This is a genomic window from Streptomyces sp. cg36 (assembly GCF_041080675.1).
Classification (GTDB): domain Bacteria; phylum Actinomycetota; class Actinomycetes; order Streptomycetales; family Streptomycetaceae; genus Streptomyces.
This window is the reverse complement of sequence record NZ_CP163520.1, coordinates 1,634,834-1,656,402: the sequence shown is the minus strand read 5'-3', so window position 1 is coordinate 1,656,402 and position 21,569 is coordinate 1,634,834. Positions and strand designations below refer to the sequence as shown.

Below are 21,569 nucleotides of genomic sequence, written 5' to 3'. Positions count from 1 at the left end.
GGGAAGTGAAAGTCTAATTCCATTCTGTGGAAACCTCCAAGACCCGCGCCGTTGGCCGTTCCCGGACCCGGGACACCCTTGACGGCTCCCTGATCGGCGTGAAGACTCCTTCAACAGTTCGTTGAATTCTGCTCGTCGCACTCCGCCGGGGCCCTCGCCACCGCGGACGTGCACTCCATCGCGGAAGTGAGGGCTCGGGTGTCCGACGTCAACCTGGTACTGCGCTCCACGCGCGTCATCACCCCCGAGGGCACCCGCCCCGCCTCGGTCGCCGTCGCGGGCGAAGTGATCGCGGCCGTGCTGCCGTACGACGCCGAGGTGCCCGCCGGGGCGCGCCTTGAGGACTTCGGCGACGACGTGCTCCTGCCCGGTCTGGTCGACTGCCACGTGCACGTGAACGACCCGGGCCGCACCGAGTGGGAGGGCTTCTGGACCGCCACCCGGGCCGCCGCCGCGGGCGGCATCACCACCCTCGTCGACATGCCGCTCAACTCGCTGCCGCCGACCACCACGGTGGCGAACCTCCGCGTCAAGCAGGAGGTCGCCCGCGCCAAGGCGCACGTGGACGTCGGCTTCTGGGGCGGCGCGCTGCCCGACAACGTCAAGGACCTGCGTCCGCTCCACGACGCCGGCGTCTTCGGCTTCAAGGCGTTCCTGTCGCCCTCCGGCGTGGCGGAGTTCCCCGAGCTGGACCAGGACCAGCTGGCCCAGTCGCTCGCCGAGATCGCGGGCTTCGGCGGGCTGCTGATCGTGCACGCCGAGGACCCGCACGAGCTGGCCGCCGCGCCCAGCACGCCCGGCCCCAGGTACGCCGACTTCCTCGCCAGCCGCCCGCGCGTCTCCGAGAACACGGCCATCGAGTCGCTGATCGCCGCCGCCAAGCGGGTCGGCGCCCGGGTGCACATCCTGCACCTGTCCTCCTCCGACGCGCTGCCGGTGATCGCCGCCGCCAAGCGCGAGGGCGTCGAGCTCACCGTGGAGACCTGCCCGCACTACCTCACCCTCACCGCCGAGGAAGTCCCGGACGGGGCGAGCGAGTTCAAGTGCTGCCCGCCGATCCGCGAGGCCGCCAACCAGGACCTGCTGTGGGCCGCGCTCGCCGACGGCACCATCGACTGCGTCGTCACCGACCACTCGCCGTCCACCGCCGACCTCAAGACCGAGGACTTCGCCACCGCCTGGGGCGGCATCTCCGGCCTCCAGCTGAGCCTGTCGGCCGTCTGGACCGAGGCGCGCAGGCGCGGGCACACCCTCGACGACGTGGTCCGCTGGATGTCCTCCGCCACCGCCGGGCTGGTCGGCCTGGAGCGCAAGGGCGCCATCGAGGCGGGCCGCGACGCCGACTTCGCCGTCCTCGCCCCCGACGCGACCTTCACCGTCGACCCCGCCGCCCTCCAGCACCGCAACCGCGTCACCGCGTACGCGGGCAAGACCCTGCACGGTGTCGTCAAGTCGACCTGGCTGCGCGGCGAGCGCATCCAGCAGGACGGCACCCTCACCGAGCCCACCGGCCGCCTGCTCGAAAGGAACCACTGAAACCGTGAGCGAGATCCCTTCCTTCACCGGTGACGCCAGCCCGTACGGGGGCGGCGACCCGTACGCGGACTACCGCACGGCCGACTTCCCGTTCACGCACCACGCCGACCTCGCCGACCGCCGTCTGGGCGCGGGCGTCGTCGCCGCCAACGACGAGTTCTTCGCCGAGCGCGAGAACCTGCTGAAGCCCGGGGCCGCCGAGTTCGACCCCGAGCACTTCGGCCACAAGGGCAAGATCATGGACGGCTGGGAGACCCGCCGCCGGCGCGGTGTCTCGGCCGCCGTGCCGCACCCCACCGACGAGGACCACGACTGGGCGCTGGTGCGCCTCGGCGCCCCCGGCGTGGTGCGCGGCATCGTCGTCGACACCGCCCACTTCCGGGGCAACTACCCGCAGGCCGTCTCCGTCGAGGCCGCCTCGGTCGCGGGCTCCCCGTCGCCCGAGGACCTGCTGGCCGACGACGTGAAGTGGGTGACGCTGGTACCCCGTACGGCGGTCGGCGGCCACGCGGCCAACGGCTTCGCCGTCGACGTCGAGCAGCGCTTCACCCATCTGCGGGTCAACCAGCACCCCGACGGCGGCATCGCCCGGCTGCGCGTGTACGGCGAGGTCGCCCCGGACCCGGCGTGGCTCGCCGTCCTCGGCACCTTCGACCTCGCGGCGCTGGAGAACGGCGGCCGGGTCGAGGACGCCTCGGACCGCTTCTACTCGCCCGCCACCAACACCATCCAGCCGGGCCGCTCCCGCAAGATGGACGACGGCTGGGAGACCCGGCGCCGCCGCGACAAGGGCAACGACTGGATCCGCTACCAGCTGGCGGCGCAGTCCGAGATCCGCGCGGTCGAGATCGACACGGCCTACCTCAAGGGCAACTCGGCGGGCTGGGCGGCGCTCTCGGTCCGCGACGGGGAGTCCGGCGAGTGGCGCGAGGTCCTGCCCCGCACCCGGCTGCAGCCCGACACCAACCACCGGTTCGTGCTCGACGCCCCGGCGGTCGCCACGCACGTACGCATCGACATCTTCCCCGACGGCGGCATCTCCCGCCTGCGTCTGTTCGGCTCGCTGACGAGCGACGGCGCGGCCCGGCTGAACGCCCGCCACCAGGAGCTGGGCGGCTGACGACACCCGCCCCTGCGCGGGGCGCCCCGTCCGACAGCACCGGGGCGCCCCGCGATACAGCCGATACCGGGGCGCCCCGCGGTACAGCCGATGGGGGCGACCCGGCACGGTCCGCGGCCGAAAGCACCGCACCACCGGCGGAGCGCCCCGCGTCGGCCTTCGGGCCCGACCGCCGCGGCGAAAGTCTCGACCCGTGCGACTTTGGTAGCGCGCCCCGGCCGGAACCCGCCGCGCCGCCCCTGACCTGCGTAGCTTGGACGGCATGACACGTGCTGGTCCCGAGTACCGCTGGCTCCTGCCGTCCGCCGTCGTCGCCCCCGAACTGCCGGGCGACCGCTCCGACCGCGGCCGGCCGCGCCGTACCGTACGGGACTGGGCCGTCGACACCTGCGCCTTCCTCTGCGCCGTCCTGATCGGCATGCTCACCGCCGACGCCATGAGCCAGGCCGCCGACTACCCCGAGGCCCTCAAGGCGGCCGACCAGCTGGTGGGGGTGCTCGCCTGCTGCACCGTCTGGGTGCGCCGCCGGTGGCCCGTACAGCTCGCCTCGGTGCTCGTCGTCGTCACCGTCTTCGCCCCGGTCACCTCCGGGGCGCTGCTGGTGGCCCTGTTCAGCCTGGCCGTGCACCGGCCGCTCAAGCCCGCCGTCGCCGTGGTCGGCGCCGTCGCGGTGGTCAGCTCGGTGCTCCAGCCCGTGGTGCGCCCCGACCCGCACGCCAGTCTGCTGGCCAACGCGGTCACCGGCACGGTGCTGGTCCTGCTCGTCATGGGCTGGGGCATGCTGGTGCGCGCCCGGCGCCAGCTGGTGGTGGCGCTGCGCGAGCGGGCCGTGCGCGCCGAGGAGGAGGCCGCGCTGCGCGCCGAGAACGCCCAGCGCCTCGCCCGCGAGGCCATCGCCCGCGAGATGCACGACGTGCTGGCCCACCGGCTCACCCTGCTCAGCGTGCACGCGGGCGCGCTGGAGTTCCGCCCGGACGCGCCCCCGGCCGAGGTCGCGCGGGCCGCCGGGGTCATCCGCGACAGCGCCCACGAGGCCCTCCAGGACCTGCGCCAGATCATCGGTGTGCTGCGCAGCCCCGACGAGGGCGCCGAGGACCGGCCCCAGCCGACGCTGGCCACCCTGGACGCGCTGGTCGCCGAGTCCCGCGAGGCGGGGATGAAGGTCACCCTGGACAGCGCGGTCGGGGACCCCGGGACCGTCCCGGTGGCCACCGGGCGCAACGCCTACCGCATCGCGCAGGAGGCCCTCACCAACGCCCGCAAGCACGCCCCCGGCGCCGAGGTCACCGTCACCGTCACCGGCAGCCCGGGCGAGGGGCTCGCCGTGGAGGTGCGCAATCCGGCGCCGGTCGGGGAGGTGCCGAGGGTGCCCGGGTCGGGGCAGGGGCTGATCGGACTGACCGAGCGCGCCACCCTCGCGGGCGGGCGGCTGGCCCACGGGCCCACGCCCGGTGGCGGGTTCGAGGTCCGGGCCTGGCTACCGTGGCCCTCATGACCATCCGGCTCCTCGTCGTCGACGACGACCCCCTCGTCCGCGCGGGACTCAGCTTCATGCTCGGCGGCTCCGACGACCTGGAGATCGTGGGGGAGGCGTCCGACGGCTCCCAGGTCGCCGCGCTCGTCGACCGGCTCCGCCCGGACGTGGTGCTGATGGACATCCGGATGCCGACCGTGGACGGGCTCACCGCCACCGAGGCGCTGCGCGCCCGCCCCGACGCGCCCGAGGTCCTCGTCCTGACCACCTTCCACGCCGACGACCAGGTGGTACGGGCGCTGCGCGCCGGGGCCGCCGGGTTCGTCCTCAAGGACACCGCGCCCGCCGAGATCGTCGCCGCGGTGCGCCGGGTGGCGGCGGGCGAACCGGTGCTCTCCCCGGCCGTCACCCGCCAGCTGATGCGCCAGGTCGCCCACGCCCCGGAGGCGTCCGGCGCGGACCGGGGCGCCCGGGCCAGGGCGCGGATCGCGCAACTCGCCGAGCGCGAGCGGGAGGTGGCGGTGGCCGTCGGCCGGGGCCAGTCCAACGCGGAGATCTCCGCCGCGCTCTTCCTCAGCGTGCCCACCGTGAAGACGCACGTCTCGCGGGTCCTGGCCAAGCTCGGCCTGAACAACCGTGTCCAGATCGCACTCCTCGTCCATGACGCCGGGCTCCTCGACGAGGACGGCGACGTACGCTGAAGCCGACCACCGGAGGGGGAACACCGCCATGCCGTTCGTCGACCTGCGCGACCACGAGGACTTCACCGCCAACCCGTATCCGTACTACGCGAAGCTGCGCGCGGAAGGGCCGGTGCACCGCGTCCGCACCCACGAGATGGACGAGGTGTGGCTGATCGTCGGGTACGAGGAGGCGCGGGCCGCGCTCGCCGACGGCCGGTTCTCCAAGGACTGGCGGACGATCGCCGACCCCGACGACCTCACCGCCGTCAGCGCCAACATGCTCGACTCGGACCCGCCGCAGCACACCCGGCTGCGCAAGCTGGTGGCGCGGGAGTTCACCCCGCGCCGGATCGAGGCGCTGCGCCCGCGCGTCCAGGAGATCACCGACGGGCTGCTCGACGCCATGCTGGCCGCCCCGGGCCGCACGGCCGACCTGGTCGACTCGTTCGCCTTCCCGCTGCCCATGACCGTCATCTGCGAACTGCTCGGCGTGCCGGACCTGGACCGGGAGACCTTCCGCAGACTCTCCAACGAGGCCGTCGCGCCCACCGACGGCGACGGCAACGCCTCGGCCCTGGAGATGAGCGCCTATCTGGTCGGGCTCATCGAGGACAAGCGCGCCACCCGGCCCGCCGACGACCTGATGAGCGCGCTGATCCGCACCCACCACGAGGACGGCGACAAGCTCTCCACGGAAGAGCTCATCGGCATGGCCTTCCTGCTGCTGGTCGCGGGCCACGAGACCACCGTCAACCTCATCTCCAACGGCGTACGGACACTGCTCGGCCACCCGGACCAACTGGCCCTGCTGCGGGCCGACTTCGACGGGCGGATCGACGGCGCGATCGAGGAGATGCTGCGCTACGACGGCCCGGTGGAGACGGCCACGTACCGCTTCGCGCGCGAGGACGTCGCGTGCGGCGGGACCGTGATCCCGGCCGGGGCGCCGGTGCTGGTCGGTCTCGCCTCCGCCGGGCGCGACCCGGCCCGCTACCCCGACCCGGACCGCTTCGACATCCGGCGCGCCCCGCAGAGCCACCTCGGCTTCGGCCACGGCATCCACTTCTGCCTGGGCGCCCCGCTGGCCCGGATGGAGGGCCGGATCGCGGTGCGCACCCTGCTGGAGCGCGCCCCCGGGCTCGAACTCGCCGCGGGCCAGGGACCCTTGGAGTGGCTGCCCGGGATGCTGATCCGGGGCGTGCGGCATCTGCCCGTGCGCTGGTGAGGCGCCGCGCTCACGCCTTGCGGGCCGCCGCCGCCCTGCGGCGGTGCTCGCCGCGCAGCACCAGCGAGGGCCACTCGTCGCCGTAGGCGCCGCACACCGACACCGACCACAGCGACCACTGCTGCGGCACCGAGTAGTAGGGCACCAGCATCCGGGCGGTGCGCAGCCGCGACACCTTCACCGGCACCAGCGCGGGCAGCACGTCCGGCTGCTGGCCCGCCAGGATCGCCCGGCGGCACGACGGGCAGGCCGGACGGCGGTCGGCCGCCGCCTCGCGCGGCCCGGTCCGGCGCCGGGCCCGCTCGCGGTGCTGCTTGCGCGGCGGCGGGCCGGTGTGCTCGGCGGCGGCGTGCAGCGGGTTGTAGTAGCAGCGCTCCGGCGCCCGGGGCGCCTGCTGCCCGGCGCGGCGGGCGTGCAGGGCCGCGAACCGTACGAGCGCGCGCTCGGCCAGCACCGCCGCGGCGGCCAGGTCCGGCAGGTCCGCGGCCTCGTCGAGCAGCTTGCCCGCGGCCTGGAACGCGTCGAGGACCCAGCCGTAGTCGTGCTCGGCGGGCGCGTCCCAGCCGGGCCGGGGGCGCTGCGCCGGGTGCTCCAGCGGGAGTTCGGCGGCGCGCAGCACGTCGCCCACCGCCGTGACCCGGGCCGACACCAGCCGCTCCAGCCGCTCCCGGGCCGTCGCCCACTCGTCCAGGACCCGCTGCTGCTCCTCCTTGGACGGCTCCCACTTCCGCCCCGCGGGCGCGCCCGGGCGCACCATCCCCATGAACCACCAGCGCATCGGCACCGCACCTCCCCTCGCTGCCACCAGGGTAGAAGCCCGGCGGGCCCGGGGAGCGCCGAGGTGGGCCCGTCAGCCGGTGAACTCGGCCAGGGCGACCCGGCGGCGTTCGCGCCGGGAGCGTTCGCACGCCTCGGCGACGCGCAGCGCGTGCAGCGCCTCCCGGCCGTCGCACGGATTGGCGGCCTCGCCCCGCACCACGTCGACGAAGGCGGCGAGCTCGGCCCGGTAGGCGGGGGCGAACCGCTCCAGGAAGCCGGACCACGGCCGTCCGGCGGGCGCGGGCGCCCCCGGCTCGGCCGGGGTGAGCGGGGTGCGGTCGCCGAGCCCGACGGCGAACTGGTCGAGCTCCCCGGCCAGTTCCATCCGCACGTCGTAGCCCGCGCCGTTGCAGCGGGTCGCGGTCGCCGTCACCAGGGTGTCGTCGTCCAGGGTGAGCAGCGCGGCGGCCGTGTCGACGTCCCCCGCCGCGCGGAACATCGCGGGCCCGGCGTCCGACCCGGCCGCGTACACCTCGCGCACCTCGCGGCCGGTCACCCAGCGCAGCGCGTCGAAGTCGTGGACCAGGCAGTCCCGGTAGAGGCCGCCGGAGAGCGGCAGATAGCCGGCGGGCGGCGGCGCCGGGTCGCTCGTCACGGCCCGTACGGTGTGCAGCCGCCCCAGCCGGCCGGACCGCACCAGTGCGCGGGCCGCCGCGTACCCGGCGTCGAAGCGCCGCATGAACCCGATCTGCAGCACGGTCCCCGCGCTCTCCACCTCCTCCAGCGCCGCGAGCGTGCCCGCCAGGTCGAGGGCGATCGGCTTCTCGCAGAACGCGGGGAGCCCGGCGCGGGCCGCGCGGGCGACGAGCCCGGCGTGCGCGGCGGTCGCCGAGGCGATCACCACCGCGTCCGGGGCCGCCGTGAAGAGCCCGTCGACCGTGGTGGCGCGCGCCCCGGTCCGGGCGGCGGTCGCGGCGGCGCGCGCCGGGTCGGCGTCCGCCAGCACGAGCTCCGCGACCTCGGGGTGACCGGCGAGGACCTCCGCGTGGAAGGAACCGATGCGTCCCGTTCCGATGAGTCCGATGCGCATGGCCAAAAGGTGACGGCGGCGGCTCGTCCTGTCAACCGTTTGTCATGACAATCGAACTTCCGGACTTCCCGTCAACATGTTCCGCGCACTACGCTCGCCCCGTGTCCAAGCAGCCCAGAACCGTGCCGGAGCCCGCCGCGCCGCTCCAGCTCGGCGTGGACCGCACCAGCCCGGTCCCGCTCTACTTCCAGCTCTCCCAGCAGCTGGAGGCGGCCATCGAGCGCGGCGCCCTGACGCCCGGCAGCCTCCTCGGCAACGAGATCGAGCTGGCGGGCCGCCTCGGCCTGTCCCGCCCGACCGTCCGCCAGGCCATCCAGGCCCTGGTCGACAAGGGGCTCCTGGTCCGCCGCCGGGGCGTGGGCACCCAGGTGGTGCACAGCCAGGTCAAGCGCCCGCTGGAGCTGAGCAGCCTCTACGACGACCTGGAGGCGGCCGGGCAGAAGCCCGCCACCAAGGTGCTGCGCAACACCCTGGAACCGGCCACCGCCGAGGTGGCGGCGGCCCTCGGGGTGGCCGAGGGCGACGACGTCCACCTGGTGGAGCGGCTGCGCTACGCCCACGGCGAGCCGATGGCCCGGCTCCGCAACCACCTGCCGACCGGGCTGCTCGCCCTCGACACCGCGCAGCTGGAGGCCACCGGTCTGTACCGGCTGATGCGGGGCGCGGGCATCACCCTGCACAGCGCCCGCCAGTCGGTGGGGGCGCGGGCGGCGGACGCGGCGGAGGCGGAGCTGCTGGCCGAGGAGGCGGGCGCGCCGCTGCTGACCATGGAGCGCACCACGTTCGACGACACCGGCCGGGCCGTGGAGTTCGCCGCCCATGTCTACCGGGCCTCGCGGTACGCCTTCGAGTTCCAGCTGCTCGTACGGCCGTGACGGCCCGCGCCCCCGGCGTCCGCTGCGCCGGCCGCCCCGACGCGCGCGGCTTCGGCGGCCGATCTCCGCGTAAGAATGTTCGGACAAAGTATTGACGCCTTCACGGGCCACCGCTAGAACTCACGTGCCGCAACCCGGCGGCCGGGACGGAAGGCGGAACCCATGCGCATACCCCGCGGGGCGGCCACGGCGGCGGCGGTCGCCGGTGCGCTGGTGCTCACGGTCGCCGGATGCAGCTCCTCCGGCGGCAAGAACTCCGAGGAGGGGGCGAAGGACGCCGGGGGCGGTGGCAAGGGTGTCTCCACCCCCCGGCTGAAGATCGCGATGATCACCCACTCGGGCGAGGGCGACACCTTCTGGGACATCGTGCAGAGCGGCGCCAAGCAGGCCGCCGCCAAGGACAACGTCGACTTCCTCTACTCGGCGAACAAGGAGGGCCAGCAGCAGTCGCAGCTGGTCCAGGCGGCCATCGACCAGAAGGTCGACGGGATCGTGGTCACCCTGGCCAAGCCCGAGGCCGTCCGGGACGTGGTGAAGAAGGCGGTCGCGGCGGGCATCCCGGTCGTCACGATCAATTCCGGCGCCCAGTACTCCAAGGAGCTCGGCGCCCTCGGCCACATCGGCCAGGACGAGGGCGTCGCGGGCGAGGCGGTCGGCGAGCAGCTCAACGCGCGCGGCAAGAAGAACGCCGTCTGCGTCATCCACGAGCAGGGCAACGTGTCGCTGGAAGAGCGCTGCGCCGGGGTGAAGAAGACGTTCGGGGGATCGGTCGAGAACCTCAACGTCGACGGCACCAACACGCCCGCCGCCACGTCCTCCATCGAGGCGAAACTCCAGGCGGGCTCCCGGGGAGCGGCCATCGACGCGGTGGTCACGCTCGGCGCGCCGATGGCCGCCGCCGCGGTCAAGGCCAAGGGCGACGCGGGCAGCTCCGCCGAGGTCGACACCTTCGACCTCAACGCGGCCGTGATCAAGCAGTTCAAGGCCGAGGAGATCGGTTTCGCGGTCGACCAGCAGCCCTATCTCCAGGGGTATCTGGCGGTCGACGAACTGTGGCTCAACAAGACCAACGGCGATGTCGTCGGCGGCGGCAGGCCGGTCCTCACCGGGCCCGCGATCGTCACCGCGAAGGACGTGCCGACGCTGGAGAAGTACACCGCACGCGGTACCCGATGATCCGCCGCCGACCTCGCGTGACCCATACTTGGGCGGCCGGGGCAGGTCCACACCAGTCCCGGGCGCACCTGGGAGTACAGCAAGAGGAGCACGGCGTCGTGGCAAGGGTTCGGACAGGGGTACGCGCGATGGGCGCGGTGCTGGCGGCGGTGCTCGGTGCTTCCCTGGTGGGATGCAGCAGCACCGGGGGCAAGCGCGCCGAGGACGCGCGCAAGGCCGCCGCGGCGCAGGGCAAGGCGGCGGTGAACACCCCCCGCTGGAAGATCGCCATGATCACCCACTCGGGCGACGGCGACACCTTCTGGGACATCGTGCAGAACGGCGCCAAGCAGGCCGCCGTCAAGGACAACATCGACTTCCTCTACTCGCACAGCGACCAGGGACAGCAGCAGGCGCAGTTCGTGCAGACCGCCATCGACCAGCGCGTCGACGGCATCATCGTCACGCTCGCCAAGCCCGACGCCATGAAGGACGTCGTCGCCAAGGCCGAGAAGGCCGGGATCCCGGTCATCACGGTGAACTCGGGCTCGGAGAAGTCCAAGGAGTTCGGCGCGCTCACCCACATCGGCCAGGACGAGTCGATCGCGGGCGAGGCCGTCGGCGAGGAGCTCAACAAGCGGGGCCGCAAGAAGGCGCTCTGCGTCCTGCACGAGCAGGGCAACGTGGGCCACGAGCAGCGCTGCGCGGGCACCAAGAAGTCCTTCAAGGGCGAGGTCCAGAACCTCTACGTCACCGGCACCAACATGCCCGACGTCCAGTCCTCCATCGAGGCCAAGCTCCAGGCGGACAAGTCCATCGACGCCGTGGTGACGCTGGGCGCGCCGTTCGCCGACACCGCCGTCAAGGCGAGGAACTCCGCGGGCAGCTCCGCCGAGATCGACACCTTCGACCTGAACGCCAAGGTCGCCGCCGAGCTCAAGGACGGCACCCTCGGCTTCGCGGTCGACCAGCAGCCCTACCTCCAGGGGTACGAGGCGGTCGACCTGCTCTGGCTCTACAAGTACAACGCCGATGTGCTGGGCGGCGGCCTGCCGGTGCTGACCGGCCCCCAGATCATCACCAAGGACGCCGCCGCGAAGCTGGAGGAGTACACGAAGCGGGGGACCCGATGACCGCCACCACACCCGCGCCCGCCGCCCCCGCGGACGAGCGGCTGATCCGGCGGTCGGCGCTGCGCAAACTGCTCGGCCGCCCCGAGCTCGGCTCGGTCGTCGGCGCCTTCGCCGTCTTCGTCTTCTTCTCGGTCGTCGCCGACAGCTTCCTGCGCGCCTCCAGCCTCTCGACCGTGCTGTACGCGGCGTCCACCATCGGCATCATGGCGGTGCCGGTGGCGCTGCTGATGATCGGCGGCGAGTTCGACCTGTCGGCCGGCGTCCTGGTCACCACGTCCGCGCTGGTGTCGTCGATGTTCAGCTACCAGATGACGGCCAACGTCTGGGTCGGCGTCGGGGTCTCGCTGCTGACCACGCTGGCCGTCGGCGCCTTCAACGGCTTCATGCTGACCCGTACCAAACTGCCCAGCTTCATCATCACGCTCGGCACCTTCCTGATGCTGACCGGCCTCAACCTGGGCTTCACCAAGCTCATCAGCGGCACGGTCTCCACCAAGTCCATCGCCGACATGGAGGGCTTCTCCTCGGCGAAGAAGGTGTTCGCCTCCCAGCTGTCCATCGGCTCCGTCGACCTCAAGGTCACCATCCTGTGGTGGTTCGCCCTGGTGGCGCTCGCCACCTGGATCCTGCTGCGGACCCGGTTCGGCAACTGGATCTTCGCGGTGGGCGGCGGGGCCGACGCGGCCCGCGCGGTCGGCGTGCCGGTCTACAAGACCAAGATCGGGCTGTACATGGGGGTGGGCTTCGCCGCCTGGATCTCCGGCCAGCACCTGCTCTTCTCGTTCGACGTGGTCCAGTCCGGCGAGGGCGTCGGCAACGAGCTGATCTACATCATCGCGGCCGTCATCGGCGGCTGTCTGATCACCGGCGGCTACGGCTCGGCGATCGGCTCCGCGGTCGGTGCCTTCATCTTCGGCATGACCAGCAAGGGCATCGTGTACGCGGAGTGGAACCCGGACTGGTTCAAGTTCTTCCTGGGAGCGATGCTCCTGCTGGCCACCCTGCTCAACGCCTGGGTGCGCAAGCGGGCGGAGGCGACGGCATGACGGAAGCGACCGTGACCGAGAGCGCCCTGGTGCAGCTCGACGACGTCAGCAAGTACTACGGCAACATCCGCGCCCTCGAAGGCGTCTCCCTGGAGGTCCACGCGGGCGAGATCACCTGCGTACTGGGCGACAACGGCGCGGGCAAGTCCACCCTCATCAAGATCATCGCAGGGCTGCACCGCCATGACGCGGGCGCCTTCCGCATCGACGGCGAGGACGTCTCGTTCGGCAACCCGCGCGAGGCGCTGGACCGCGGCATCGCCACCGTCTACCAGGACCTCGCCGTCGTCCCGCTGATGCCGGTGTGGCGCAACTTCTTCCTCGGCTCCGAGCCCACCAGGGGCGCGGGCCCGTTCAAGCGCCTGGACGTCGAGCTGATGCGCCGCACCACCCGTGCGGAGCTGCTGCGCATGGGCATCGACCTGCGCGACGTGGACCAGCCCATCGGCACCCTGTCGGGCGGCGAGCGCCAGTGCGTGGCGATCGCCCGCGCCGTCCACTTCGGCGCCAAGGTCCTCGTCCTGGACGAGCCGACCGCGGCGCTCGGCGTGAAGCAGTCCGGGGTGGTGCTCAAGTACGTGGCCGCCGCCCGTGACGCGGGCCTCGGCGTGGTCCTGATCACCCACAACCCGCACCACGCCTATCTCGTCGGCGACCGTTTCGTCCTGCTCAAGCGCGGCACGATGACCGGCAGCCATCTGCGCAGCGGGATCACCCTGGACGAGCTCACCCGCCAGATGGCGGGCGGCAGCGAGCTGGAGGAGCTGAGCCACGAGCTCCAGCGCGCCCCCGGCACGCCGCCGGCCGAGGGCCCCGGCGCCGAGGCCCCGTAGCGGGCGGGGCGGCGGAGGCGCACGAGGTCCGGTCCGGGCCGGGGTGGCAGAATCGGGCACGGCGGGCGCCGTCCGCCGCCGGCCACCCCGGCTCCCCGAGACCTCCAGGGACGACTCCAGTCGTGCGAGCACTCCAGGACACCCCCCTCCCGACGCGAAGGGGTACGGCCCGATGAACAACTCCTACCGGGGCTCCGCCCGGGCCACCGTCCTGCGCACCGTCGGCACCCGCGAGCGCCGCTCCCATCTGACCGCGCCCCGGGTGCCCACCGTCGGCATCGACATCGGCGGCACCAAGGTGATGGCGGGCGTGGTCGACGCCGACGGGAACATCCTGGAGAAGATCCGCACCGAGACGCCGGACAAGTCCAAGAGCCCCAAGGTCGTCGAGGACACCATCACCGAGCTGGTCCTGGACCTCTCCGACCGGCACGACGTGCACGCCGTCGGCATCGGCGCGGCCGGCTGGGTCGACGCCGACCGCAGCACCATCCTCTTCGCCCCGCACCTCGCCTGGCGCAACGAGCCGCTGCGCGACGCCCTCCAGGCCCGCCTCGCGGTCCCGGTCATGGTCGACAACGACGCCAACACCGCCGCCTGGGCCGAGTGGCGCTTCGGCGCCGGGCGCGGCGAGGACCACCTCGTCATGATCACGCTGGGGACCGGCATCGGCGGCGCGATCCTGGAGGACGGCCGGGTCAAGCGCGGCAAGTACGGGGTGGCGGGCGAGTTCGGCCACATGCAGGTGGTGCCCGGCGGCCACCGCTGCCCGTGCGGCAACCGCGGCTGCTGGGAGCAGTACAGCTCGGGCAACGCGCTGGTCCGCGAGGCCCGTGAGCTCGCCGTGGCCGACTCCCCGGTCGCGTACAACATCCTGGAGCGGGTCAAGGGCAACATCCCCGACATCACCGGGCCCCTGATCACCGAGCTGGCCCGCGAGGGCGACGCCATGTGCGTGGAGCTGCTCCAGGACATCGGCCAGTGGCTGGGCGTCGGCATCGCCAATCTGGCCGCCGCCCTCGACCCGTCCTGCTTCGTGGTGGGCGGCGGCGTCAGCGCCGCCGACGACCTGCTGATCGGCCCGGCCCGGGACGCCTTCAAGCGCCAGCTGACCGGCCGCGGCTACCGGCCCGAGGCCCGGATCGCCAAGGCGCAGCTGGGTCCCGAGGCCGGCATGGTCGGCGCCGCCGACCTCGCCCGGCTGGTCGCCCGCCGCTTCCGCCGCGCCAACCGCCGCCGCGTCGAGCGCTACGAGCGGTACGCCCAGGTCGCCGAGGCCGTACGCCGCTCCGGCACCGCCCGCACCACCCCGGACGCCCCGTGATGGCCCCCGCGGAGCGGCCCGCCGTGCCGCGCCAGTCCCCGCCGCCGGACCACGGTCCGGCCCCGGAGGACCGCCGCCACATGCTGCGCCGCCGCTGGCTCACCGCGATCATCATCGTGCTGCTGATCGGCGTCCCGGCCGGATACCTGGCGATCTCCGCCGGGCAGAGCCGCGACAGCGGGCGCGACAAGGAGGCGGAAGCCTCGGCGACCGGCCTGCAGAACGACTGGCCGTCCAAGACCCAGCGCCGCATCTACGACGTGCCGGTCCCGTCCAACGCCACCGACGTCAAGTACTACGAGACCAACAGCTGGCGGGTCAGCAAGCTGTACGTGCAGTTCCGGACCAATGCGGCCGGGCTCGCGGAGTTCCTCAAGGAATCCGGCACCAGCACGGCGGCGCTGCGCCCCGGCGCCGTCTCCATCGGCGCCTCCGACGCCTCGGCGGTCGGCTGGTCCTTCCCCTCCGGCCACGACTGGGCGGGCACCCGCCACGCCCAGAAGGACCCCCTGCCCACGCAGGAGATCACGGTGGACGAGACCGACCCGGACAACCCGGCGGTGTTCGTGGTCTCCACGGCCACGCCCTGACGGTACGAGGGCCGATCGCGACCCCCTGACCGGAGCGTGGCGGTCCGCTCACTAGTCTGGAGCGAGTGAGCGATGCGACCGAGACACCACTGACCGAGACGCCCGAGCCCGCCGGGGCCCCGACCCTCCAGTACCGGATCGACGGTCCCGACGACGCCCCCGTGCTGGTCCTCGGACCCTCGCTGGGGACGACCTGGCACATGTGGGACCGCCAGATACCCGAGCTCGCCCAGAGCCGGCGCATCGTGCGGTTCGATCTGCCCGGGCACGGCGGCGCCCCCGCGCAGCCCGCCGCCTCCGTCGGCGAGCTCGCCGACCGGCTGGTCGCCACCCTGGACGGGCTGGGCGTGGGGCGGTTCGGATACGCGGGCAGCGCGATCGGCGCGGCCGTCGGCGCCGACCTGGCCCTGCGGCACCCGGGGCGGCTCGCCTCGCTGGCCCTGATCGCCGCCTCGCCCCGGTTCGGCACCGCCGACGAGTACCGCCAGCGCGGGGTCGTCGTCCGCAGCAACGGCATGGACCCGATGGCCCGCAGCGCCCCCGAGCGCTGGTTCACCCCCGCGTACGCCGCCGCCCAGCCCGCCATCGTCGACTGGGCCGTGCAGATGGTCCGCACCACCGACCCCGGCTGCTACATCGCCGCCTGCGAGGCGCTGGCCGCCTTCGACGTCCGCGCCGACCTCGGCCGCATCGGCGTCCCCACCCTGGTCCTGGCCGGGGCCGAGGACCGGGTCACCGGCCCCGGCGAGGCCCGCACCCTGGTCGCCGGGATCCCCGACGCCCGGCTCGCGGTGGTCCCCGGCGCCGCCCACCTCGCCCCGGTGGAACAGCCCGGGGCCGTCACCGACCTGCTGGTGCGGCACTTCTCCACCGCCTGGCAGGAGACCCCCCAGCCGGTTCCCGCGCCGCCCGCCGGACCGGTCGCTGCGCCCCCCGCGCCGCCGGTTCCGGCGCTCCGGGGCCCGCAGGCCGTGCAGGCGCCGGGGACCCTGCACGTGCCGGTCCCGCCGGCCGCCGTGGCCGCCGTGCCCGCCCCGGGGCCCGTGGAGCCCGCGCGCCCCGACCCGTACGAGACGGGCATGCGGCTGCGGCGCGAGGTCCTCGGGGACGCGCGCGTGGACGCCGAGACCGCCGGCGCCGACGGCTTCACCGGCGACTTCGACGAGCTCGCCACCCGTTACGCCTGGGGCGAGGTGTGGGCCCGGGACGGGCTCGACCGGCGCACCCGGGCCGTCGTCGCGCTCACCGCCCTGGTCGCGGGCGGCCACCGGGACGAGATCGGCGACCACACCCGGGCCGCCCTGCGGGCCGGGCTGACCCCCGAGGAGATCCGGGAGGTGCTGCTGCAGACCGCCGTGTACTGCGGCGTCCCGGCGGCGGGCGCGGCCTTCCGGGCGGCGGGCGCGGTGATCCGCGAGGAGACCACCCCGCAGCCCTGAGCCGGGCGTAGCAGGATGGGTGCATGAGCCTGAAGCTGACCAAGAAGAGCCACGCGTGCGTCCGGCTGGAGAAGGACGGCCGGACGCTGGTCATCGACCCGGGTGCCTTCAGCGAGGCCGACGCCGCGCTCGGCGCGGACGCCGTCCTCATCACCCACGAGCACCCGGACCACTTCGCCGAGGACCGGCTGCGGGCCGGGATGGAGGCGAACCCGGGCGCCGAGATCTGGACGCTGCGCAGCGTCGCCGAACGGATCTCGGCGGCCTTCCCGGGCCGCGTGCACACCGTGGGCCACGGCGACGCCTTCCGGGCCGCCGGGTTCGAGGTCCAGGTCCACGGCGAGCTGCACGCGGTGATCCACCCGGACATCCCGCGCATCACCAACGTCGGCTATCTGGTGGACGGTTCGGTCTTCCACCCCGGCGACGCGCTGACCGTCCCGGACCACCCGGTGGACACGCTGATGCTGCCGGTGATGGCGCCCTGGAGCAAGATCTCCGAGGTGATCGACTATGTGCGGGAGGTCCGGCCGCGCCGGGCGATCGACATCCACGACGCGCTCCTGACCGATCTCGCCCGGCCGATCTACGACCGCCAGATCGGCGGACTCGGCGGCTCGGAGCACGCCCGGATGACGCCCGGGGAGTCCGTGGAACTGTGACTGTCCGACCCCGCCGTTAGGCTGTCGGACATGCGCATCGCGACCTGGAACGTCAACTCGATCACCGCCCGGCTGCCCCGTCTCCTGGCCTGGCTGGAGAACAGCGGCACGGATGTGCTGTGCATCCAGGAGACCAAGACCACCGCCGAGGGCTTCCCCGCGGCCGAGCTGCGGGAGCTGGGCTACGAGTCCGCGGTGCACGCGACGGGCCGGTGGAACGGGGTGGCGCTGGTCTCCCGGGTGGGCCTGGCCGACGTGGTCACGGGCCTGCCCGGCGACCCGGGCTTCGAGGAGGTCCTGGAGCCCCGCGCCATCTCGGCGACCTGCGGCGGCGTCCGCCTGTGGTCGGTGTACGTGCCGAACGGCCGGGAGGTCGGCCACGGGCACTACGCGTACAAGCTGGCCTGGTTCGAGGCCCTGAAGGCGGCCGTCGCCGAGGACGCGGCGGGCGAGCGCCCGTTCGCGGTGCTCGGCGACTTCAACGTGGCCCCCACCGACGAGGACGTGTTCGACGTGACGGCGTTCGAGGGGCAGACCCATGTCACCCCGGCCGAGCGGGCGGCGCTCGCCGCGCTGCGCGGGGCGGGCCTGTCGGACGTGGTGCCCCGCCCCCTCAAGTACGACCGGCCGTACACCTACTGGGACTACCGCCAGCTCGCCTTCCCCAAGAACCGGGGCATGCGCATCGACCTGGTGTACGGCAACGCGCCGTTCGCCGAGGCGGTCAAGGACAGCTATGTGGACCGCGAGGAGCGCAAGGGCAAGGGCGCGTCCGACCACGCGCCCGTGGTCGTCGATCTGGAGATCTGATATCCGCGCGCCCAGTGGTGCGCGGCTCGCCGCCGGTGGGACGCTGGCGGCATGAACATCCTGGACAACTGGCGCAAGCGGCACGGCTCGCAGCGGACGGCGGCGCTCGCCGAGGCGGTGGAGACGGATCCGGAGGGTGTGGGGGAGCTGCTCGCGGAGTGCGAGCTGCTCCGGGTGCGGGCCCAGCAGGCCGGGCTCGAACTGGACGACACCCCGGCCTCGTTGGCCGCCCTCGACCAGCTGCCGCCGCGCTGGCGCGACGACCCGGAGGAGCTGCCCTGGCTGGGCAATGACGCGGGCCTCTACCTGGGTACGGTCCTGGTCCGCACGGTCGAGGGCGCCTCCTGGCAGGTGTGGCCGGGCGGGCAGCCGGTGGTGCGGCTCGCCTCCGGCCGCGAGGTCGACGTGGTGGACGCCGGGACGCAGTGGGCGGCGGGCGGGACGCCCGAACTCTCGCAGGTGTACGCGGAGGCGGCGGAGATCTGAGGGCCCGGCCGCCACCCGACCCAAAATACGGTTTATGTCCTGTTCGTGCGTGTCGAGGTGAAGTCCCTTTCCGGGCTGGATAGTTTGCGCTGACCTCGACACAGCGATGAGTGGGCAGGACAGCGTATGGCCGTCGATCCGTTGATCGAGCTGCGTGACGTCAACAAGTACTACGGGAAGCTGCACGTCCTCCAGGACATCGACCTGACCGTCGGACGCGGGGAGGTGGTGGTCGTCATCGGCCCGTCCGGCTCGGGCAAGTCCACCCTGTGCCGGACGATGAACCGGCTGGAGACCATCGAGTCGGGCACCATCTCCATCGACGGACAGCCCCTGCCCGAGGAGGGCAAGGGGCTCGCGGGGCTGCGCGCCGAGGTCGGCATGGTCTTCCAGTCGTTCAACCTCTTCGCGCACCGGACCGTCCTCGCCAACGTCTCGCTCGCGCAGATCAAGGTCCGCGGCCGCAAGAAGGACGAGGCCGACCGGCGCTCGCGCGAACTCCTGGACCGGGTCGGCCTCGCCGCCCACGCCGACAAGCTCCCCGCGCAGCTGTCCGGCGGCCAGCAGCAGCGCGTGGCCATCGCGCGCGCGTTGGCGATGGATCCGAAGGTCATGCTCTTCGACGAGCCGACCTCGGCGCTGGACCCGGAGATGATCAACGAGGTCCTGGAGGTCATGCAGCAGCTGGCGCGCGACGGCATGACCATGGTCGTCGTCACCCATGAGATGGGCTTCGCCCGCTCGGCCGCCAACCGCGTCGTGTTCATGGCGGACGGAAAGATCATCGAGGACCGCACCCCCGAAGAGTTCTTCACCAACCCGCGCAGCGACCGGGCCAAGGACTTCCTCTCCAAGATCCTCAAGCACTGAACGGGGAGTGGACGCAACGATGACGCGTACGCGACGCGCGCTGGCCGCGCTGGCGCTGGTCCTGGCCGCCGCCGGCTGCGGCAAGTCGGGCAGCCCGCCGGTCAAGGGCCCCAAGGCCGACCGGCTGCCCCGCTACCAGGTGATGACGGGCTTCACGCTGCCCGACTCCTCGGTGTGGCGGCGGGCCAAGAAGCGCGGGCACCTGGTCGTCGGCGCCAAGGAGGACCAGCCGTACATGGGCGAGAAGGATCCGGCCACCGGCGTCTACTCGGGCTTCGACATCGAGATCGCCAAGATGATGTCCGCCTCGCTCGGCTTCGACCCGGCGACCGTCGACTTCCGGACGATCGCCTCCGCCAACCGCGAGACCGCCCTGCAGAACGGCCAGGTCGACTACTACGTCGGCACCTACACCATCAACGACAACCGCAAGAAGCTGGTCGGCTTCGCCGGGCCCTACTACCTGGCCGGCCAGGGCCTGCTGGTGCGCACCGACGAGAACGACATCGACGGCCCCCAGGACCTCGACGGCAAGCGCGTCTGCTCGGCCGCGGGCTCCACCCCGTACCAGCGCATCCAGAAGGACTACCCGAAGGCCGAACTCGTCGCGTACGACACGTACTCCGTCTGTGTGGACAATCTGCTGACCTACCAGGTCGCCGCCGTCACCACCGACGACACCATCCTCAGCGGGTACGCGGCCAAGGTGCCCGACGAGCTCAAGGTGGTCGGCAAGCCGTTCTCCAAGGAGCCGTACGGCATCGGTGTGCCGCGCGGGGACAACGCCCTGCGCTTCGCCCTGGACGACGCCATCGCGGCCCACGAGAAGAACGGCGACTGGCAGAAGGCGTACGACGCCACGCTCGGCCTGTCGGGACGCAAGGCCGCGCCCGCCCCGCCCATCGACCGCTACCCGGCGAGCTGAGGCCCCGCATGGACGTACTGACCAAGAACTTCTCGCTGTACGGCAAGGGCTTCCTCGGCACCGTCGAGCTCACCGTCTACGCCTCGGCCCTCGCCCTGGCGCTCGGCTTCCTGATGGCCTCCTGCCGGGTCTCGCCGGTCGGCTCGTTCCGGCTGCTGGGCGCGGTCTGGGTGAACGTGCTGCGCAACACCCCGCTGACGCTGCTGTTCTTCGCGGTGCTGCTCGGGCTGCCGCGCTTCGGACTGGTGCTGCCCTTCAAGGTGTTCGCGGTCATCGCGCTCGGCTGCTACACCTCGGCGTTCATCTGCGAGGCGCTGCGCGCGGGCATCAACACCGTGCCCACCGGCCAGGGCGAGGCGGCCCGCAGCCTCGGGATGACGTTCGGCCAGACGCTCTCGGCGGTGGTGCTGCCGCAGGCGTTCCGCTCGGTGATCCCGCCGGTCGGCTCGACCCTGATCGCGCTGGCCAAGAACTCCGCCATCGCGGGCGCCTTCAGCGTCACCGAACTGCTCGGTACCTACAAGACGCTGAGCGAGCTGGGCTACGACATCGTCTGGTCCTTCCTCTGGATCGCCCTGGGCTACCTGATCATCACCCTCACCATCAGCGCCGTCTTCAACCTCCTGGAGAAGCACTGGGGAGTCGCCCGATGACCGCACAGCTGTCCACGGAGGCCACCGCCCTCTACGACATCCCGGGCCCGCGCACCCGCCGGCGGCACCTGGTGTACGGGCTGATCTCCACGGCCCTGATCCTCGCCCTGGTCGGCTGGGTCGTCTATCTCCTGTTCGACACCGACCAGTTCACCGCCGCCAAGTGGACCCCGTTCGAGTACAAGGGGATCCAGCGGCTGCTGCTGCGCGGGCTCGGCAACACGCTCAAGGCGTTCGGATACGCGGCGGTGTTCTCGCTGGCGCTGGGCGCGGTGCTGGCGACCGGGCGGCTCTCCGACCACCGGGCGGTGCGCTGGCTCGCCACGCTGCTCGTCGAGTTCTTCCGCGCCATGCCGGTCCTGGTCATGATCTTCTTCATCTTCGTGGCACTGAAGGTGCAGCCGTTGCCGGCGCTGGTGGCCGGTCTGACGCTCTACAACGGCTCGGTGCTCGCCGAGGTGTTCCGCTCCGGCGTCAACTCTGTGGAACGCGGCCAGAAGGAGGCGGCATTCTCGCTCGGGATGCGCAAGACGCAGGTCATGACGTACGTGCTGGTCCCGCAGGGGGTCCGGGCGATGCTGCCGACCATCATCAGCCAGCTGGTGGTCGCGCTGAAGGACACCTCGCTGGGCTATCTGATCACCTATGAGGAGTTCCTGCACGCGGGGAAGCTCATCGCATCGAATCTCGACTACGATTTGCCGTTCATCCCCGTGGTGATGGTGATCTCGCCGATCTACATCGGGATGTGCATGCTGCTCTCCTGGTTCGCCACCTGGATGGCCAGGAGACAGAAGCGCAATCCCAAGACGGAGGCCGTGGACGTCGCCCCGGCCGAACCAGGGACGCTGCTGCCGGGAGTGCAGTAGCTCAAGGGCCCA

At 72.7% G+C, this 21,569-nt stretch carries 22 protein-coding genes; 20 read left to right on the top strand and 2 right to left on the bottom strand.

All coding sequences use genetic code 11. The annotated features are described in order from the left end of the window. Positions 1-198 precede the first annotated feature (198 nt). From allB to AB5J87_RS07375, 5 genes are all read left to right on the top strand, one after another. Positions 199-1,536, top strand: a complete 1,338-nt coding sequence (allB, locus tag AB5J87_RS07395; protein ID WP_369375276.1) for an allantoinase AllB — start codon at positions 199-201, stop codon at positions 1,534-1,536. Between the two features lie 4 nt (positions 1,537-1,540). Continuing rightward, positions 1,541-2,656 (top strand): allantoicase, encoded by a 1,116-nt coding sequence (gene alc, locus AB5J87_RS07390; protein WP_369375274.1) that lies wholly within the window; start codon positions 1,541-1,543, stop codon positions 2,654-2,656. A gap of 262 nt (positions 2,657-2,918) precedes the next feature. Then, positions 2,919-4,151, top strand: coding sequence for a sensor histidine kinase (locus tag AB5J87_RS07385; protein ID WP_369375272.1), 1,233 nt, complete (start codon positions 2,919-2,921; stop codon positions 4,149-4,151). Continuing rightward, positions 4,148-4,831: a response regulator gene (locus AB5J87_RS07380; RefSeq protein WP_369375270.1), complete on the top strand. Its 684-nt coding sequence runs from the start codon at positions 4,148-4,150 to the stop codon at positions 4,829-4,831. Before AB5J87_RS07385 ends, AB5J87_RS07380 begins: the two co-directional genes overlap by 4 nt. Positions 4,832-4,859: 28 nt before the next feature. Beyond that, positions 4,860-6,038, top strand: a complete 1,179-nt coding sequence (locus AB5J87_RS07375) for a cytochrome P450 (protein ID WP_369375268.1) — start codon at positions 4,860-4,862, stop codon at positions 6,036-6,038. Positions 6,039-6,048: 10 nt separating this feature from the next. Here AB5J87_RS07375 and AB5J87_RS07370 read toward each other — a convergent pair whose 3' ends face one another. Both AB5J87_RS07370 and AB5J87_RS07365 read right to left on the bottom strand, forming a co-directional pair. Continuing rightward, positions 6,049-6,816 carry a hypothetical protein gene (locus AB5J87_RS07370; protein ID WP_369375266.1) on the bottom strand — a complete coding sequence of 256 codons (768 nt, stop codon included), beginning with the start codon at positions 6,814-6,816 and terminating at the stop codon, positions 6,049-6,051. 72 nt (positions 6,817-6,888) lie between these two features. After that, positions 6,889-7,887, bottom strand: a complete 999-nt coding sequence (locus AB5J87_RS07365; protein WP_369375264.1) for a Gfo/Idh/MocA family oxidoreductase — start codon at positions 7,885-7,887, stop codon at positions 6,889-6,891. 155 nt (positions 7,888-8,042) lie between these two features. Between AB5J87_RS07365 and AB5J87_RS07360 the strand changes: the two genes are divergently transcribed. From AB5J87_RS07360 to AB5J87_RS07290, 15 genes are all read left to right on the top strand, one after another. Then, positions 8,043-8,762, top strand: a complete 720-nt coding sequence (locus tag AB5J87_RS07360) for a GntR family transcriptional regulator (protein WP_369383422.1) — start codon at positions 8,043-8,045, stop codon at positions 8,760-8,762. A 162-nt stretch (positions 8,763-8,924) separates the two neighbouring features. Continuing rightward, positions 8,925-9,938 carry a sugar ABC transporter substrate-binding protein gene (locus tag AB5J87_RS07355; RefSeq protein ID WP_369375262.1) on the top strand — a complete coding sequence of 338 codons (1,014 nt, stop codon included), beginning with the start codon at positions 8,925-8,927 and terminating at the stop codon, positions 9,936-9,938. A gap of 128 nt (positions 9,939-10,066) precedes the next feature. After that, positions 10,067-11,050 carry a sugar ABC transporter substrate-binding protein gene (locus AB5J87_RS07350; RefSeq protein WP_369383421.1) on the top strand — a complete coding sequence of 328 codons (984 nt, stop codon included), beginning with the start codon at positions 10,067-10,069 and terminating at the stop codon, positions 11,048-11,050. Continuing rightward, on the top strand, positions 11,047-12,096 hold the full coding sequence (locus tag AB5J87_RS07345; protein WP_369375260.1) for an ABC transporter permease: 1,050 nt from the start codon (positions 11,047-11,049) through the stop codon (positions 12,094-12,096). Before AB5J87_RS07350 ends, AB5J87_RS07345 begins: the two co-directional genes overlap by 4 nt. After that, positions 12,093-12,929, top strand: coding sequence for an ATP-binding cassette domain-containing protein (locus tag AB5J87_RS07340; RefSeq protein WP_369375258.1), 837 nt, complete (start codon positions 12,093-12,095; stop codon positions 12,927-12,929). Before AB5J87_RS07345 ends, AB5J87_RS07340 begins: the two co-directional genes overlap by 4 nt. A 172-nt stretch (positions 12,930-13,101) precedes the next feature. Continuing rightward, positions 13,102-14,253, top strand: coding sequence for an ROK family glucokinase (locus AB5J87_RS07335; protein ID WP_369375256.1), 1,152 nt, complete (start codon positions 13,102-13,104; stop codon positions 14,251-14,253). Further along, entirely contained in the window at positions 14,253-14,843 is a 591-nt protein-coding gene (locus tag AB5J87_RS07330; protein ID WP_369375254.1) for a hypothetical protein, read from the top strand. The genes AB5J87_RS07335 and AB5J87_RS07330 overlap by 1 nt, the downstream gene beginning before the upstream one ends. A gap of 65 nt (positions 14,844-14,908) precedes the next feature. Beyond that, the gene (locus tag AB5J87_RS07325) at positions 14,909-16,282 is read left to right on the top strand and encodes an alpha/beta fold hydrolase (RefSeq protein ID WP_369375252.1); all 1,374 of its coding nucleotides are present in this window, start codon (positions 14,909-14,911) and stop codon (positions 16,280-16,282) included. 29 nt (positions 16,283-16,311) lie between these two features. Beyond that, entirely contained in the window at positions 16,312-16,944 is a 633-nt protein-coding gene (locus tag AB5J87_RS07320) for an MBL fold metallo-hydrolase (RefSeq protein ID WP_369383420.1), read from the top strand. A 30-nt stretch (positions 16,945-16,974) separates the two neighbouring features. Next, complete coding sequence (locus tag AB5J87_RS07315; protein ID WP_369375250.1) at positions 16,975-17,754, top strand: exodeoxyribonuclease III; 780 nt, start codon at positions 16,975-16,977, stop codon at positions 17,752-17,754. Positions 17,755-17,805: 51 nt separating this feature from the next. Next, positions 17,806-18,240 carry a DUF6278 family protein gene (locus AB5J87_RS07310; RefSeq protein ID WP_369375248.1) on the top strand — a complete coding sequence of 145 codons (435 nt, stop codon included), beginning with the start codon at positions 17,806-17,808 and terminating at the stop codon, positions 18,238-18,240. Positions 18,241-18,366: 126 nt separating this feature from the next. Further along, positions 18,367-19,110 carry an amino acid ABC transporter ATP-binding protein gene (locus AB5J87_RS07305; protein ID WP_369375246.1) on the top strand — a complete coding sequence of 248 codons (744 nt, stop codon included), beginning with the start codon at positions 18,367-18,369 and terminating at the stop codon, positions 19,108-19,110. Between the two features lie 19 nt (positions 19,111-19,129). After that, positions 19,130-20,035: a glutamate ABC transporter substrate-binding protein gene (locus tag AB5J87_RS07300; RefSeq protein WP_369375244.1), complete on the top strand. Its 906-nt coding sequence runs from the start codon at positions 19,130-19,132 to the stop codon at positions 20,033-20,035. 8 nt (positions 20,036-20,043) lie between these two features. Next, positions 20,044-20,688 carry an amino acid ABC transporter permease gene (locus tag AB5J87_RS07295; RefSeq protein WP_369375242.1) on the top strand — a complete coding sequence of 215 codons (645 nt, stop codon included), beginning with the start codon at positions 20,044-20,046 and terminating at the stop codon, positions 20,686-20,688. Further along, positions 20,685-21,557 (top strand): amino acid ABC transporter permease, encoded by an 873-nt coding sequence (locus AB5J87_RS07290; protein ID WP_369375240.1) that lies wholly within the window; start codon positions 20,685-20,687, stop codon positions 21,555-21,557. The genes AB5J87_RS07295 and AB5J87_RS07290 overlap by 4 nt, the downstream gene beginning before the upstream one ends. Positions 21,558-21,569 lie beyond the last annotated feature (12 nt).

What these genes read in the sequence shown, in the direction of transcription:
- AB5J87_RS07385 (WP_369375272.1), top strand. Translation starts at nt 2,919, where the DNA reads ATGACACGTGCTGGTCCCGAGTACCGCTGGCTCCTGCCGTCCGCCGTC.
- AB5J87_RS07380 (WP_369375270.1), top strand. Translation starts at nt 4,148, where the DNA reads ATGACCATCCGGCTCCTCGTCGTCGACGACGACCCCCTCGTCCGCGCG.
- AB5J87_RS07375 (WP_369375268.1), top strand. Translation starts at nt 4,860, where the DNA reads ATGCCGTTCGTCGACCTGCGCGACCACGAGGACTTCACCGCCAACCCG.
- AB5J87_RS07370 (WP_369375266.1), bottom strand. Translation starts at nt 6,816, where the DNA reads ATGCGCTGGTGGTTCATGGGGATGGTGCGCCCGGGCGCGCCCGCGGGG.
- AB5J87_RS07365 (WP_369375264.1), bottom strand. Translation starts at nt 7,887, where the DNA reads ATGCGCATCGGACTCATCGGAACGGGACGCATCGGTTCCTTCCACGCG.
- AB5J87_RS07355 (WP_369375262.1), top strand. Translation starts at nt 8,925, where the DNA reads ATGCGCATACCCCGCGGGGCGGCCACGGCGGCGGCGGTCGCCGGTGCG.
- AB5J87_RS07350 (WP_369383421.1), top strand. Translation starts at nt 10,067, where the DNA reads ATGGGCGCGGTGCTGGCGGCGGTGCTCGGTGCTTCCCTGGTGGGATGC.
- AB5J87_RS07345 (WP_369375260.1), top strand. Translation starts at nt 11,047, where the DNA reads ATGACCGCCACCACACCCGCGCCCGCCGCCCCCGCGGACGAGCGGCTG.
- AB5J87_RS07340 (WP_369375258.1), top strand. Translation starts at nt 12,093, where the DNA reads ATGACGGAAGCGACCGTGACCGAGAGCGCCCTGGTGCAGCTCGACGAC.
- AB5J87_RS07335 (WP_369375256.1), top strand. Translation starts at nt 13,102, where the DNA reads ATGAACAACTCCTACCGGGGCTCCGCCCGGGCCACCGTCCTGCGCACC.
- AB5J87_RS07330 (WP_369375254.1), top strand. Translation starts at nt 14,253, where the DNA reads ATGGCCCCCGCGGAGCGGCCCGCCGTGCCGCGCCAGTCCCCGCCGCCG.
- AB5J87_RS07315 (WP_369375250.1), top strand. Translation starts at nt 16,975, where the DNA reads ATGCGCATCGCGACCTGGAACGTCAACTCGATCACCGCCCGGCTGCCC.
- AB5J87_RS07310 (WP_369375248.1), top strand. Translation starts at nt 17,806, where the DNA reads ATGAACATCCTGGACAACTGGCGCAAGCGGCACGGCTCGCAGCGGACG.
- AB5J87_RS07305 (WP_369375246.1), top strand. Translation starts at nt 18,367, where the DNA reads ATGGCCGTCGATCCGTTGATCGAGCTGCGTGACGTCAACAAGTACTAC.
- AB5J87_RS07300 (WP_369375244.1), top strand. Translation starts at nt 19,130, where the DNA reads ATGACGCGTACGCGACGCGCGCTGGCCGCGCTGGCGCTGGTCCTGGCC.
- AB5J87_RS07295 (WP_369375242.1), top strand. Translation starts at nt 20,044, where the DNA reads ATGGACGTACTGACCAAGAACTTCTCGCTGTACGGCAAGGGCTTCCTC.
- AB5J87_RS07290 (WP_369375240.1), top strand. Translation starts at nt 20,685, where the DNA reads ATGACCGCACAGCTGTCCACGGAGGCCACCGCCCTCTACGACATCCCG.